General features: G+C 23.5%; 13 protein-coding genes and 3 tRNA genes. 11 read left to right on the top strand and 5 right to left on the bottom strand.

Annotated features, from left to right (window positions below):
* Positions 1–94: 94 nt before the first annotated feature.
* Positions 95–409 carry a flagellar hook-basal body complex protein FliE gene (fliE, locus tag UAR70_00335; protein XBC39800.1) on the top strand — a complete coding sequence of 105 codons (315 nt, stop codon included), beginning with the start codon at positions 95–97 and terminating at the stop codon, positions 407–409.
* A 250-nt stretch (positions 410–659) separates the two neighbouring features.
* Here fliE and UAR70_00330 read toward each other — a convergent pair.
* Both UAR70_00330 and gltX read right to left on the bottom strand, forming a co-directional pair.
* Positions 660–732: transfer RNA gene (locus UAR70_00330), tRNA-Ala, on the bottom strand.
* Between the two features lie 27 nt (positions 733–759).
* A complete protein-coding gene (gene gltX / locus UAR70_00325; GenBank protein ID XBC39799.1) occupies positions 760–2172 on the bottom strand; it encodes a glutamate--tRNA ligase in 1413 nt (470 codons plus the stop codon).
* A gap of 124 nt (positions 2173–2296) precedes the next feature.
* Here gltX and UAR70_00320 point away from each other — a divergent pair.
* Both UAR70_00320 and UAR70_00315 read left to right on the top strand, forming a co-directional pair.
* A tRNA-Val gene (locus UAR70_00320) sits at positions 2297–2369 on the top strand.
* A 10-nt stretch (positions 2370–2379) separates the two neighbouring features.
* Positions 2380–2452: transfer RNA gene (locus tag UAR70_00315), tRNA-Lys, on the top strand.
* Between the two features lie 208 nt (positions 2453–2660).
* On the opposite strand, the gene ligA is transcribed toward UAR70_00315, so the two are convergent.
* Positions 2661–4427, bottom strand: a complete 1767-nt coding sequence (gene ligA, locus UAR70_00310; GenBank protein ID XBC39798.1) for an NAD-dependent DNA ligase LigA — start codon at positions 4425–4427, stop codon at positions 2661–2663.
* Positions 4428–5405: 978 nt separating this feature from the next.
* Here ligA and UAR70_00305 point away from each other — a divergent pair.
* The 4 genes from UAR70_00305 (at position 5406) to UAR70_00290 (ending at position 8979) form a co-directional block, all read left to right on the top strand.
* Positions 5406–5663: an HPr family phosphocarrier protein gene (locus UAR70_00305; protein ID XBC39797.1), complete on the top strand. Its 258-nt coding sequence runs from the start codon at positions 5406–5408 to the stop codon at positions 5661–5663.
* A gap of 167 nt (positions 5664–5830) precedes the next feature.
* Positions 5831–7570: a phosphoenolpyruvate-protein phosphotransferase PtsI gene (gene ptsI, locus UAR70_00300; protein ID XBC39796.1), complete on the top strand. Its 1740-nt coding sequence runs from the start codon at positions 5831–5833 to the stop codon at positions 7568–7570.
* Complete coding sequence (gene crr / locus UAR70_00295; GenBank protein XBC39795.1) at positions 7571–8065, top strand: PTS glucose transporter subunit IIA; 495 nt, start codon at positions 7571–7573, stop codon at positions 8063–8065.
* Positions 8066–8178: 113 nt separating this feature from the next.
* Positions 8179–8979: an undecaprenyl-diphosphate phosphatase gene (locus UAR70_00290; protein ID XBC39794.1), complete on the top strand. Its 801-nt coding sequence runs from the start codon at positions 8179–8181 to the stop codon at positions 8977–8979.
* Between the two features lie 20 nt (positions 8980–8999).
* Here the strand turns inward: UAR70_00290 and UAR70_00285 are convergent, their stop codons facing one another.
* A complete protein-coding gene (locus UAR70_00285; GenBank protein XBC39793.1) occupies positions 9000–10232 on the bottom strand; it encodes a tRNA CCA-pyrophosphorylase in 1233 nt (410 codons plus the stop codon).
* A 192-nt stretch (positions 10233–10424) separates the two neighbouring features.
* Between UAR70_00285 and ribB the strand changes: the two genes are divergently transcribed.
* Positions 10425–11066, top strand: a complete 642-nt coding sequence (gene ribB, locus UAR70_00280) for a 3,4-dihydroxy-2-butanone-4-phosphate synthase (protein ID XBC39792.1) — start codon at positions 10425–10427, stop codon at positions 11064–11066.
* A gap of 49 nt (positions 11067–11115) precedes the next feature.
* Here ribB and tsaD read toward each other — a convergent pair whose 3' ends face one another.
* The gene (gene tsaD, locus UAR70_00275; protein XBC39791.1) at positions 11116–12129 is read right to left on the bottom strand and encodes a tRNA (adenosine(37)-N6)-threonylcarbamoyltransferase complex transferase subunit TsaD; all 1014 of its coding nucleotides are present in this window, start codon (positions 12127–12129) and stop codon (positions 11116–11118) included.
* Between the two features lie 142 nt (positions 12130–12271).
* Between tsaD and rpsU the strand changes: the two genes are divergently transcribed.
* The 3 genes from rpsU to rpoD all read left to right on the top strand — a co-directional run bounded on the left by rpsU (position 12272) and on the right by rpoD (position 16387).
* Positions 12272–12487 carry a 30S ribosomal protein S21 gene (rpsU, locus tag UAR70_00270; protein ID XBC39790.1) on the top strand — a complete coding sequence of 72 codons (216 nt, stop codon included), beginning with the start codon at positions 12272–12274 and terminating at the stop codon, positions 12485–12487.
* 93 nt (positions 12488–12580) lie between these two features.
* Positions 12581–14326, top strand: a complete 1746-nt coding sequence (gene dnaG / locus UAR70_00265) for a DNA primase (GenBank protein ID XBC39789.1) — start codon at positions 12581–12583, stop codon at positions 14324–14326.
* Between the two features lie 234 nt (positions 14327–14560).
* Positions 14561–16387 (top strand): RNA polymerase sigma factor RpoD, encoded by a 1827-nt coding sequence (rpoD, locus tag UAR70_00260; GenBank protein ID XBC39788.1) that lies wholly within the window; start codon positions 14561–14563, stop codon positions 16385–16387.
* Positions 16388–16494: the final 107 nt, after the last annotated feature.

Raw genomic sequence — 16494 nt, 5'->3', positions numbered from 1 at the left:
AACTTAAAAAAATACACAAAAACAAAAAATATTAATATCAAAAATTTTATGTTATATTAGTGAAATAAAATTATAAATTTTAATAGGAAAAAATATGATTATAAAAAATATATACAATGATAGCGTAAATTTTACTAATCTTAATAAGATAAAAACCAATTCTATTTTAGAAACAACACAAAATAAAAAAAGTTTTTTTAATTATATAATAGATGCATTAAATGACGTTAGTTTAAATGAAAAAAATACAGAAAAAAAAATTCATGATTTTCAATCTAATAAATCAAATATTTCACTAAATGACATTATGATTGATCTACAAAAATCATCTATTTCTCTACAACTATTAATTCAAATTAGAAATAAAATTATGTTGGGTTATCAAGAAATCATGAATATGCAAATATAGCTAATAAAATCCATAAGTATAATTATAAATGACATTTTGCAAAAAAATATAAAAACAAATTAAAACTATAAAAATAAAAAAATATTAATGACATTCAACAAAAAGAAATATGCTAAAAATATAACATTTTTAAAAACAAAAAAGTTAACATAAAAAATATCATACATAATGATTAATTTAAAACTTAATCTAGACATTAATAAGTTATATAATAATTAAAAAACTGATATTTCTATATCTTATAACAATATGGAGCTAATCGGAATTGAACCGATAACCTTTTGCATGCCATGCAAACGCTCTACCGATTAAGCTATAGCCCCAGAAAAATTCGTTATTCAATAAAAACTTTAACCTTTATTTTTATCTATATATTCTATCGCTAATTTAAATCTCAATAACACCTTACTTTTTCCAATATAATATATAACATCAATAATATTCGGAGATGCAATTTTTCCAGTAATAACCACACGCATAAACATAGCTACATTATTAAAACTTTCTTTTAACTCTGTAATAATATTATCAATAACAATACGAATTTCTATTACATTCCAAATTTTTATTTTCAAAAACGCATCATACATTTCCTGCAAAATAATTCTAGAAGAATCAGTTAAATACTTATTAAAAATTTTTTGATCATAAGATATATAGTCTTCATAAAAATAACTAGAATTATCTACAATATCTTGTAAATTGTCGCATCTAGAACCTATTAGTTTAACCAACTTAAACAAATTTAATTTATTAGAATAATTTATTTTATTTGTTATAAGAAAAGATTCTAAATGTTTTTTAATAACATTTTCAGATAAATTTTTAATATAAAATCTATTAAGCCATAATAATTTTTTTTCATTTAAACAACAAGCAGAATTATTTATACTTTTAAATGAAAAATTTCTTATCATATCTTCAACACAAAAAATTTCTTGATTTCCATGAGACCAACCTAAACGAACTATATAATTCAATAACGCTTCTGGAAGATAACCTTTCGAACGATATTCAGAAATACTAGTTACTACTGTATTTCTTTTGGATAATTTTTTTTTATTTTCAGATAAAATCATAGATACGTGAGCATAAATAGGAATATGAGCACCTAATGCTTTTAATATATTAATTTGACGTGGAGTATTACTAATATGATCATCACCTCTAATCACATGAGTAATCTCCATATCTCGGTCATCTACTGTTACACAAAAATTATAAGTAGGAAGACCATTAGCTCGTTGAATAATAAGATCGTCTAATTCAGTATTTTTAATAGATATTTTCCCTCGAATAGCATCATTAAAAGAAACATATCCAACATCTGGATTACAAAACCTCACCGAATAATCAGTATTTGAAATATTATTTTTAAATAAATCACGACACTTGCGATCATATTTTGGTTTTTCGCCTAATAATATTTGTCTTTTTCTTAATCTTAATAATCGATCACAAGTACAATAGCACTTGTATGCTAAACCACATTTTAACATTTTACCTATTATATCTTTATAATATTCTAATTTTTTACTTTGAAAATATGGACCCTCATCCCAATTTAATCCTAACCATTTTAAATTATCAATAATTTCAACAACAAAATCACTAGTAGAACGTTTAAAATCTGTATCTTCAATACGTAATACAAATTTTCCATTCTTATTTTTAGCATATAACCAAGAATATAATGCTGTACGTATGCTTCCAATATGCAAAGGCCCAGTTGGACTAGGCGCAAATCTAGTTTTAACTATCATATTTCACCATATTAAACAAATTATAACCATAAAATTAACAAAAAAATCACATGCATTAAAAAATAAATATAAATTTTTAAAAAAAAAGATTGACTCTATATTTCTAACATTTACAATAGAAAAAGGGTGATTAGCTCAATTGGTAGAGCTTCTCCTTTACACGGAGAGGGTCGGCGGTTCGAGTCCGTCATCACCCAAATAAAATTAGGGTCGTTAGCTCAGTTGGTAGAGCAGTTGACTTTTAATCAATTGGTCGCAGGTTCAAATCCTGCACGACCCAAAAAATTATTTTATTTTCTTAATTTATTTTCAAAATATACAAGTTTAATATTTATTAAACATACACCGATTTTTTTAATTTAAAAATCATCCCTATATTTTTACTACAAAACAATAAATTATCTACATAAAAAATAATACTTCGTAATAAACTATGACTATTTTAATTTGATATATTCTTAAAACTTATAAAAAAATCTGCAAACAAATTAAAGTTTATTAGAATAAACGTTAACTACTTTTAATAAATTAAAAATCAATGTTTTATTAAACTGACTATTTGTAAAATTATATAAACTATTTGCAATGTTCCAACCTACACCACTAATTGAAAAAAAATCATTTTTAGAAGCATCCATAAAGTCTGATACAGTAGAGAAAAAATTAGAAATTTTTTTTGATAAAACACGTCCTACTTCTGGTATTCCTAAAGAACATATAAATTTTTCAAAACAAATATTCTTAGAATTATGTATAGATAAAATAATATTTTTAGCTTTTTTATCACCTATATTATCTATTCTAGCCAGTACAACTAAATTTAAATTAAATAAATCAAATAAATTTTTTACATATCCTAAATCTACTAATTTATCTATGATCTTTGGCCCTAATCCAGATATATTAAATCCTTTGTTAGAACAGAAATGATGTAATAGCTTTTTAAATTGACTTAAGCATTTTAAACCAGAAATACAACGTATCTGAACACTATTTAAACTACAAAAATCTAATATAGAACTACATTCAGGACAATATTTAGGAAAATTAATTTTTTTAACAATAGAAGATCTTTGACCAAGAATTACATTAACGATTTTAGGAACTACAGCACCAGCTCTTTTAATAGCAACATAATCTCCAATATGCAAATCTAACCTTTTTATTTCATTAAAATTATGTAAAGATACCCTTTTTATACAAACTCCAGAAATCTTGATTGGTAATAATTCTGCTACAGGTGTAATAACACCAGTTCGTCCTATTTGATATAAAACTTTTACTACTTGGGTTGTTTTAATTTCATCCAAAAATTTACATGCAATTGCCCATTTAGGAGCAACACTTGTAGTACTTAATAAATTTTGACAAATAATAGAATCCACTTTTACAACAATACCATCAATATCAAAATCTAAAAATTTTCGTTTTTTCTGAATACAATTATAAAAATTAACTATCTCGTAACTAGATGAATATAAAATATTATAAGCACTAATTGGAAATCCCCAATCTTTTAGCTGTTTCAATCTTAAAAAATGACTATCAGAAATACTATTTTTACTACAATAACCTAATCCATAACAACAAAACATTAAATTTTTTAGTCCTTCAAACATACAATTTTTTTGACGTAAAAATCCAGCAGCTAAATTTCTAGTATTTGAAAACAAATTTTTTCCTAATTTAAATGCTTGTTGATTTAATCTTAAAAAATCACTTTTTAAAATAAAAACTTCACCCCTAACTTCTAAAGTACTTGGTATATTAGTTCCTAGTAAAAAATTTGGAATAGATGAAATCATACGAACATTATTCGTAACATCTTCACCAATATAACCATCACCACGAGTCATAGCTCTAAATAAAGAACCATGTTTATATATTAAATTAATAGCTAAACCATCAATTTTTAATTCACTACAAAAAAAAATTTTTTTTAATTTCAAAAAACATTTTATTTTTTTATAAAACTTAAAAAAATCTTTTACAGTATAAACACTTTCTAAAGATAACATTGGAGTAATATGATCAAACTTTCCAAACTCACGTAAACCTAGAAAACCTATAGACATACTAGGAGAATTATTAAATTCAAAAACATTTTTATATTTGTTTTCCAATTTTTTTAATTCAAGCATTAATAAATCATACTCTTCATCAGAAATATCAGGCAAATTTAAAGTATGATATAAATACTGATGACGACGAATTTTATTTTGTAATTTTAATATGTAATCCTCTATATTCTTCATATCTTTCCAAATAAAACGTTCTAAAAAACTTTTAAACTTTACGGAAAATTAATATTTTAAACATTAAAAAACTCTTAGTTATATATTTAATTAAAATAATTTTTTATTATAAACACTTTAATTCTATTCAATAAATAAAATAATTAATTACTTAACCAATATTTATAATTAAATACATATTTTTATATTTCTATAATATTAAATAATACCTAAATATCATTTAAATATCTTACATAATATGAAAATAAAATAAAAAATCAAAATTATATCCAATTTTCATATACTTCTAATATACTATTTTATATAGCTATTAAAAATTATATACATTTTACTATTAAAAAAATACATATTTATTACTAACAAAATACCATTTTAAATTTAAATAAAAATTGTTACTCATTATTAAAAAAAAATAAAAACTTCACTAAAAAATTAATTAAACAATTTAATTTATTATACTAACAATTAGATTTTATCTATAGTAATCTAAAAAAATTATAATATAAAAATAATATACAAAAATTCAAATTGTTACTTTTTTATATAAAATTCACTAACTAAATTAAAAATCTCTCTACAAAAAATATCCATTATTTAAAATAATTCCCAACAAATTATTCATGTCATAAAATAATATGAATTATTACACTAAAAAACATCTACAAACCTACATGCATTTATTTTAAAAAGAATACTATAATAACGTTATATATAATATAAATACAAAACAATAAAAATTATCGTTAGTATTCCATTATTATAAGTTAAAATACTAATCTTAAACTAAATTTACTCGTTTAATAAAAATATAAATCTAATTAGACAAAAACTCAAAAACATCAAAAAAATTAAAAATTTATTTTACCTTGACGTTTATAATATATTTATAACAATAAGAAAAACCTGACTAATATGCTAATAATAAAATAAAAAAATACTGCCAATTATAATATTTTAAAAAATAAAAAAGAGAAAAATATGTTTCAAGAAGATATTAAAATCACAACACCAAATGGATTACACACTCGCCCTGCAGCCTTACTAGTTAAAGAAGCAAAAAAATTTTCTTCAGATATAACTATTATTTCTAATGGAAAATCTGTAAATGCAAAAAGTTTATTTAAACTACAAACATTAGGATTAGTACAAAATAGTTTAATTACAATATCAGCTAACGGTATAGATGAAAAAAAAGCAGTTAAAAATTTAATAAAATTTTTAAAAACACTAAAATAAAAAAAGTGTATTTTAAAAACATTAAAGATTTATATAGTATCATTTAACCGGAGGTAATCCAAGTTATTACTTCCGGATAATATTTTAAAAATATAGAAGTATATCATCTCATATACAATTAATATCAAATAAAAAATTTATCACTACACTAATTCAAAGGTCACATTATGATTTCAGGTATATTAGCTTCACCAGGTATAGCATTCGGAAAAGTTTTATTACTTCAAAAAAATAAAATTTCTATTAACTATAACAAAATCCCAACTAACAAAATTAATCAAGAAATTCAAAAATTTATTCAAGGAAAAAATAAAACAATTACTCAACTCAAAAAAATAAAAGAAACTACAAAAAAAACATTAAAACATGATAAATCTGATATCTTTGAAGGACATATAATGCTCTTAGAAGATGAAGAATTAGAAAAAAAAATATTTTTACTTATAAAAAATAAACACATGTCTGCCGAACATGCTACTCATAATATCATTACAGAACATGCTAATACACTAGAAAAATTAAATGATGAATACCTAAAAAACAGAGCAATAGATATCCGAGACATCGGAAATAGACTGCTTAAAAATATACTAAATATTAATGTCAATAATTTAAATAATATAAATGATCCAATTATTCTTATTGCACATGATCTCACTCCTTCGGAAACAGCACAAATTGATCTAAAAAAAGTATTGGGATTTATAACTGATTTAGGAGGAGAAACATCACATACCTCTATAATTGCACGTACACTAGAACTTCCAGCGATAGTAGGAACTAAAAATATAACTAAAAAAATAAAAAAAAACGACTTTGTTATACTAGATGGTATCAAAAATAAAATACTTATAAACCCTTCTAAAATAGAAATTCAAAATATTCAACAAAAAAAGAAAAAATACGAGTCAGAAAAAAAAATATTAACACAACTAAAAAATTTAAAAGCAATTACAAAAGACCAACATAAAATAGAAATCGGCGCAAATATAAGCACATTACAAGATATTAAAAGCGCAACAAAATATGGAGCTGAATGTATTGGATTATATCGTACAGAATTTTTGTTCATGAATAGAAATTCTTTACCTTCCGAAGAAGAACAATTTCATTCATATAAAACCATAGCACAAAAAATGAAAGGAAAACCTATAATAATAAGAACTATGGATATTGGAGGAGATAAAAACCTTCCATATATGAATATCCCTAAAGAAAAAAATCCTTTTTTAGGTTGGCGAGCTATTCGTATATCTATAGATCAAAAAGAAATTTTATACGCACAATTAAAAGCAATATTAAGAGCATCAATATTTGGAAAATTAAAAATTATGTTTCCAATGATCATCTCTGTAGAAGAAGTGAAAATATTACAAACTGAATTAGAAAAATTAAAAAAAATATTATATACAAAAAAAATACAATTTGATCCAAATATAGAAATAGGAATTATGATTGAAACTCCTGCATCAGCTATAATCGCTAATCATTTAGCAAAAGAAGTAGATTTTTTTAGTATTGGTAGTAATGATTTAACACAATATACTTTAGCAGTAGATAGAGGAAATGATTTAATTGCAAATTTGTATAACCCCATGCATCCAGCGGTATTAAATCTTATTAAACAAATAATAGATTCTGCTCATAAAGCAGGAAAATGGACAGGTATGTGTGGAGAATTAGCAGGAAATGAATATGCTACATTATTATTATTAGGAATGGGGTTAGATGAATTTAGTATGAATCCAGCTAATATACCAAAAATAAAAAAAATAATTAGAGCATCAAAATTTATAGATACTCAAAAATTAGCAAAATCTGTATTATCAAAAGGCACCACACACGAAATATTAAATGTAATTAATAAATTTAATAATATTAGTAATAACAAAAAAATAGAGGAATAAATGAACTTTTTTTCTAATTTTTTTAAAAATAAATCTTATGATAAAATAGACGTTTTCTCTCCAATATCTGGAACTATCACTAATATTGAAGATGTACCTGATGAAGTTTTTTCAAAAAAAATAGTTGGAGATGGAGTTGCAATAATGCCAACTAGTAATATACTATTAGCACCGATTAATGGAAAAATCGGAAAAATATTCGAAACATTACATGCGTTTTCTATAAAATCAAAAGATGGAATAGAACTATTTGTACATTTCGGAATAGATACAATTACACTAAAAGGATCAGGTTTTAAAAAAATATCTCAAGAAAATTTTTCTGTAAATATAGGAGACCCAATTATTTCTATAGACTTACCATTTCTAAAAAAAACAGCAAAATCTATATTAACTCCTGTAATAATATCTAACATAGAAAAATTTAAAAAAATAATTAAAAATTCAGGAATAGCTAAAGCAGGAAAAACAATTATTTTTTCTATAAAAAAATAGTATTTTAATAGGTAAAACGGCATATTAATATCTCCGTTTTGCCTATATTTTGCACTTAAAACTTATTAACAAAATTAAACAACCACATCACCTAAAAATAATGAGTTACAAGCATGATAATCATTAAAAACATAATTTTTCCTGCCATTCTTGGTGTTATTGAAGGCGTTTCAGAATTTTTTCCTGTCTCATCTTCTGGACATATTATTATATTCTCAAACTTTTTTAAAATCCCCAATCATAATATTCAAATTTTGAATACTATTATCCAAACTGGAGCATCTTTATCAATATTATTACATTTTAAAAAAAAATTTATTGAAATGTTATTACAAATTACTAACAAAACAAAAAATATTAACAATAATCTATCATATTACCATATAATTTTAGGAAATACTCCTATTATAATACTAGGATTAATCATACACAAATATATCATATATACCTTTAATCATACTAGTATAATATATGCGCTAACATGCGGAACAATTCTATTACTAATTACCGAAATAATCAAACCTAAACTTCATCTAAAAAAAAAAATATGCATATTAAAAACTTTAATAATTGGTTTATTTCAATGCCTAGCGTTATGGCCAGGATTCTCAAGATCTTGTGCAACAATTTCTGGAGGAATATTATCTGGACTAAAACAATCAACCGCAATAAAATTTTCTTTTATGCTTTCTGTTCCTATTTTTTTTGGTGCGTGTTGTATTAATATTATAGAGAACATTTCTTATATATCTATAAATAATATACAAGAATTAATTATAGGATTTTTATCTGCATTCATTACTTCAAATATTACTATAAAAAAATCCTTAAATATAATTAAAAGTTGTTCTTTTATGCCGTTTATAATTTATCGAACAATATTATCAATAATTATACTTTATCTCAATAAATAAAACACATATATTAAAATAAATTACTTATATCTCCATTTTTCCAAAATGTTCGTTCTTAAATTAATTATTTCAGATTTTATATCTGAACCACAAAGATCTTTACATAAAATTGACTTAATGGACACTTTGTTTACAATATCAAATGATGATAATAAAAAATTTTTTGGATAATTTTTATAATTCTCAATATCTAAAAAATTTTTTAAATAAAAATTGTTCAAAATAGACAATTTTTTTATTATATAAGGTTTTCTCCATGCATCAATAGAATAAAAAAACATAACAATTTTTTTAGAAGATTGAAAATGAATTACATTTAAAAATTTAAAAAATCGAGCAAAAATAATAGATAAATTTTTTATATGTATAGGAATACAAAATCTTTTACATAACATATTTAGGTATTGCATTAATTCTTTTTTATAAATTAATGATGTATAAGAATTAATATCAAATAATAATACTCTAATTATACAAAAAAACAAAACAGAAAATCTAATATCTATATTTTTACTTACTTTAGAAATTTTAGCTAATTCTATAAACATATCAAATTTTTTATAACTAAAAAAACTATTTTGATCACTCAATCGATAATAAATAGAATTGTTAAAAATTATATTTATTTCAGGAAATAACACTGATAGTACATTAAAGTAATATAATACTCTAAAATAAATATGAGGATTATTAGTATTAAGAGCTTTTTCAGTCTCTTTCCATATTCTATCTCTAGTTAAATTCAATAATTCTTTTTTTTTCACCATTGAAGATATAAAAATAACTGTTTCTTCAGCTATTTTAAATCCTAAATGATAAAATAAAGAACAAAATCTTGCTATTCGTAAAACTCTTAAAGGATCTTCACTAAAAGCAGGAGAAATATGCCTTAAAATACGATTTTTAATATCTTGTATACCATGAAATGGATCAATATAATTTCCATTATCATCTTGAGCTATCGCGTTTATAGTTAAATCTCTTCTCATTAAATCATCTTTTAAAGTAATATTTAATGAATAATCAAATTCAAATCCAGTATATCCTAAACCTATTTTTCTATCAACTCTAGCCAAGGAATATTCTTCTTTATTATTCGGATGTAAAAATACTGGAAAATCCTTTCCTACTTGCTTAAAATCTAATTCTAGCAACATTTTTGGAGTACCTCCTACTACTACCCAATCTCTATCTTTTACAGACAAATTTAATAATTTATCTCTAATAGCCCCTCCTACTAAATATATTTTCATAATACTCAATACTCCACTACATAAATTTATGAATATGTATTGATTTAATTTATACAAAAATAAATAAAATTACTATTTATTAAGCAATTATGATAACATTAAAATAAAAATTTAAAAAATACAATTATCATTATTACTAAATATTTTACTAAATATTAATATAATAAATTATTTTTCATAGGTATTTAAATTATGAAAAAATCTTTACTTTCTCAATTTGGATCTTCAAAAGAACGTTTAATAAATGCTATTAATTCACTAAAATCAGGAAATGGAATTATTGTTTTAGATAATGAAAAAAGAGAAAATGAAGGAGATCTAATTTTTTCAGGAGAAAAAATGACTATTGAACAAATGGCATTAACAATAAGACATGGAAGCGGCATAATTTGTGTATGTATAACAGAATTTAAAAGAAAACAACTAAAATTACCCATAATGGTAAAAAAAAATACAAGTAAATTCGGAACAAATTTTACAATCACAGTAGAAGCTGCTCATGGTATATCTACTGGAGTATCTGCACAAGATAGAATAACAACAATTCGTGCAATTATAAACGATAATGCCAAACCTAGTGACTTAAACAGACCAGGACATATATTTCCATTACAAGCAAACAAAAAAGGAATTAAAGCAAGAAAAGGACATACTGAAGCTGCTATAGAACTAATGAAATTATCAGGATTAAAGCCTATAGGAGTTATATGTGAACTAACTAATGATGATGGTACTATGTCAAAATTACCAGAAATAATCAAATTTGCAAAATCTAAAAATATGAATATAGTAACTATTCAAGATATTATTGAAAATATCAAAAAATTAATTTAAAATTTACAATTACAAGTTAAATACTAAAATAATACTTTACATTTGAATACTAAATTTTTTTTAAATCTTCAATAGACCAAGAAGGATTTATTTTAATATTAACATTAAAACTCTTAAACTTATCAAAACGAACATAACCAACATACGCTACCATAGCAGCATTATCTGTACAATATTCCGACATAGGATAAAAAACTTTATAACTATATTTATTAATAATTTTATTTAAACTTTTACGTAAAATTTTATTTTTACTGACACCACCAGAAACTACCAAGGTATTATAATTTAATTTTTTCATAGCTCTTATACACTTAAATACTAATGAATCAACTACTGCGCTTTCAAATTCTTTAGCAATATCAGCTTTAGTTTGAAAATCATCATTATTTTTTTTTATAATATTAGTTACATATGTTTTTAATCCTGAAAAACTAAAATCCAATCCAGAACAACTAATCATTGGCCTAGGAAAATTAAATTTTCCTGATATACCTAATCTAGCTAATTTAGATAAATTAGCACCTCCAGGATATTTTAACCCTAACAACTGAGCTATCTTATCAAAAGCCTCACCTGCTGCATCATCACGAGTTGAACCCAATAATTTATAATTCCCAATTCCCAAAGCATTAATTAACTGAGTATGTCCTCCAGAAACTAATAATGTAACAAATGGAAATTTAGGCTTACGTTTAGATAACATAGGAGTTAAAAGATGAGCTTCCATATGGTTTACTAATACCACTGGTATATTTAAAGAAAACGCCAATGCTGTTCCAACAGACGCACCTATTAATAATGACCCTGCTAAACCAGGACCAGATGTATATGCAACGGCATCAATAGAGTATTTAGAAATTTTCCCAATAAAAAATAAATTTTTAAGTAAAACGACTAATGTTTCTGAATGTTTTCTAGCTGCTAATTCAGGAACTATACCACCATAAGTATCATTTAAATCAGCTTGATTATAAACTTGGTTAAATATTATTCCAAATTCACTGTCATAAACAGCAATAGCAGTGTCATCACAAGAAGTTTCAATTCCTAATATGCGCATAAAAATTCATTACTATAATAAAAATACAATTATCACTAATAATTTTCAATCTATATCAAATTAATAATCAATATAGATTGATAATCCAATATCATATATATATTATAATAATCTTTAAAAAAGATAAAGGATAAATACTATTATGCCAATAATTAAAGTACGAGATAATGAACCTTTTGATGTAGCTTTACGTAGATTTAAAAGATCATGCGAAAAATCAGGAATTTTATCAGAAATACGCAAAAGAGAATTTTATGAAAAACCTGCTACAGAACGAAAAAGAGCAAAATCTTCAGCTATAAAACGTTTAGCAAAAAAATTATCCAGAGAAAATTTAAAAAGAACTCGTTTGTACTAAAATTTAAAAAATAAAATAAAATTTTATTTGGACTATTCACTTGACCGTGTATCTAATACGGTCAAAACACTTAAATTCACTTTATCAAATAATATGGCAAAACTAGTTTCTAAAAAATTTATTCACGAATTAATTTATCAAAGTAATATTATAGATATTATAAATAAACATATATCTCTAAAAAAAAGTGGAAAAAACTATATATCACACTGTCCTTTTCACCAAGAAAAAACACCCTCGTTTACTGTAAATTTCGAAAAACAATTTTATTTTTGTTTTGGATGTAATTCTCACGGAAATGTAATTGATTTCTTAATGAACTATGAAAAACTAACGTTTATAGAAAGTATCGAAGAATTAGCTACTATAAATGGAATAAATGTACCCTATAAATCACAAAAAAATCATGTATCACTATTTGATTTCCAAAAAAGAAACAATCTATACTTACTTCTAAATAATATTGCAAATATTTATCACAATAATTTATTAAAGTGCAATTATGCATATAAGTATATTCAAAATAGAGGGATTACAAAAAGTATGATTCAATTTTTTAAAATTGGATTTTCTACCATAGATTGGTCTGTATTAAAACAACAAATTAAAAAAAAATACTACGATCAAAAAGAAATGATAGATATTGGCATTTTAATAAAAAATAAAGAAGGAATACAATATGATCGTTTTAAAAACAGAATAATTTTTCCTATAAGAAATAAACATGGAAAAATTTTAGGTTTTGGAGGAAGATCATGCAATAACATGCTTCCAAAATATCTCAATTCTCCAGAAACAAAAATATTTCATAAAAGTCGTCAATTATATGGACTATATGAAATGAATAAAACAAATCCAAATCCAAAAGAAATACTAGTAGTAGAAGGATATATTGATGTTATTACATTATTTCAATTTAAAATAAATTATTCCGTATCAACTCTAGGATTAACACTATCTACCTTCCAAATAAAACTTCTATTTCAACTTTCAAATACTATTATATTTTGTTTTGATGGTGATGAATCAGGTAAAAACGCTGCTTGGAAAGCGTTAAATAAATCCCTACCATACATTCATGATGGAAAAAATATAAAATTCATATTTCTACCAAATAATGAAGATCCAGATTCAATTATTAAAAAAGAAGGATATAAAAATTTTAAAAATAGAATAAAAAACTCAATAAATTTTTCAGATATGTTAATTCATAATTTATTTAAAAATATAAATATAAATTCAATTAGAGAAACATCATATACAAGTAAAATAATTATTACTTTAATTAATAAAATTCCAGGAAAAATCACTAAACTCTATCTTTTTCAATTGATTAGTAAAAAAATAGGAATATATGATTACAATATTTTAAAAATATTACATACCAAACAAAATACAAATAAAAAAATTAACACTCCACAAAAAATAAAAAAAAACACTATACGTATATTAATTTCGTTATTAATACAAAATCCATGGTTATCATCAATATTACCTTCATTTAAATATTTAGAAAACACTCATCATATACCGGGATTATCTTTTTTCTTAAAATTAGTACAACAATGCCTTACAATACCAAATTGTAATACCGCTCAAATATTAGAAAATTATAGAAAACACACTATACTTAAATATTTAAAAGAATTTTCAACATGGGATCACATGATTAAAAAACAACAAATTAAAGAATTTTTTTTAGAACTGTGTACTAAAATACATAAAGAAACTTTAAAAAACAAGTTAAATCAACTTATACATCAAGAACGAAAAATAGGATTAAATAAAGAAGAAAAATTACAATTATGGTCTATTAGTAAAAAATTATCAAAAATATAAATATATTTCTTCATTTCATATTAAACTATAAATTTAAACATAAACTATATAAACCACTCTAACATTAAAAATATAAATATTTTATAAAATTAAATAAAACTATTTTATAATTTTACAAAATATTTAAGAAAACAAAATTAAGTCTATATTCAATTATTTTTAAATGCTCATGCTATAACTAGATTTAATATAATTAAAATCTTAATCTAATTATTCAATATGGATAATCGTCTTATGGAGCAAAATCCACAGTTAAAACTCAAACTACTAGTTACCTATGGTAAAGAACAAGGTTATTTAACCTATTCTGAAATTAACGATCATTTACCAGATGATATAATAAACTCAGATCAAATAGAAGACATAATCCAAATGATTAGTGATATGGGGATACAAGTAGTAGAAAAAGCACCAGATGCTGATGATCTTATATTACATGAAATAAGAAACAATGAAACTGATGAAGATATAGTAGAAGCAGCAGCACAAGTACTCTCTCACGTAGAATCAGAATTAGGACGAACAACCGATCCAGTAAGAATGTATATGCGTGAGATGGGTACAGTAGAATTATTAACACGTGAAGGAGAAATAGATATTGCTAAAAGAATTGAAGAAGGAATTAATCAAGTACAATGTTCTGTTGCTGAATATCCAGAAGCTATTAATTATCTTTTAAAACAATATAATCGCGTAGAACTAGGAGAAATTAAATTATCAGAACTAATTAATGGCTTTATAGATCCTAATTCAGAAGAAATATACACACCTATATCACATCATATAGGTTCAGAATTATCAGAAAATCATCATGACGAAGATTTAGAAGAAAACAACGGAGAAGATTCTCTTATAGATCCTGAACTTGCAAAAGAAAAATTTTTTGAACTAAAAAAACAATACTATATAACCAGTAATACTATCAAAACTAAACATAGAAATCATCAAGATACTATAAATGAAATAAAAAACTTATCAGATATTTTTAAACAATTTAGACTAGTACCTAAACAATTTGATTATTTAGTTAATAATATGAGAAACATGATAAAAACAGTCAGAATACAAGAACAACATATTATGAAACTATGTATAGAACATTATTCAATTCCTAAAAAAACATTTTTAAATTTTTTTTTAACAACAAATATAAATTTTATTTGGAATAAAATAATAAAAAATATAAAAAAACCTTGGGTTGAAAAATTTAGTGAAATAAAATTAGATATACAAAAAACTTTAAAAAAATTAAAAAAAGTAGAACTAAAAACTGGATTAACAATCCATCAAGTAAAAAACATTAATAAAAGAATGTCACTGGGAGAAGCTAAAGCAAAAAGGGCTAAAAAGGAAATGGTAGAAGCAAATTTAAGACTAGTAATCTCAATTGCAAAAAAATACACTAATCGAGGACTACAATTTTTAGACTTAATTCAAGAAGGCAATATTGGACTCATGAAAGCTGTAGATAAATTTGAATATCGTAGAGGATACAAATTTTCTACTTACGCTACTTGGTGGATTAGACAAGCTATTACTAGATCTATTGCAGATCAAGCAAGAACAATAAGAATACCAGTACATATGATTGAAACCATAAATAAACTTAACAGAATTTCAAGACAAATATTACAAGAAATTGGAAGAGAACCAACGCCAGAAGAACTATCAGAAAGAATGCTAATCCCAGAAGATAAAATTAGAAAAGTACTAAAAATAGCAAAAGAACCTATTTCTATGGAAACACCTATTGGAGAAGATGATGATTCACATTTAGGAGATTTTTTAGAAGACAAAAACATTGAATTACCTCTTGATTCAGCTACTTCTGAAAGTCTCCGATCAGCCACCAATAACGTATTATCTGGATTAACTACACGAGAAGCAAAAGTACTTCGTATGAGATTCGGAATTGATATGAATACTGATCATACTCTTGAAGAAGTAGGAAAACAATTTGATGTAACTCGAGAAAGAATACGTCAAATAGAAGCTAAAGCCTTACGAAAACTAAGACATCCTAGTCGTTCAGAAATATTACGTAGTTTTCTAGATGATTAATAATTTAATATAAAATTTAAATTAAAAAAATATTTATTATTAATAAGAAGCTTCCTATAAAAAAAGGAAGCTTTTACTTAAAATTTTATAATACGAATTTAGAAATC

It is taken from the genome of Buchnera aphidicola (Chaetogeoica yunlongensis) (genome assembly GCA_039829965.1).
Taxonomy (GTDB): Bacteria; Pseudomonadota; Gammaproteobacteria; order Enterobacterales; family Enterobacteriaceae; genus Buchnera_B; species Buchnera_B aphidicola_BA.
This window is presented reverse-complemented; position numbering and strand designations above follow the sequence as displayed.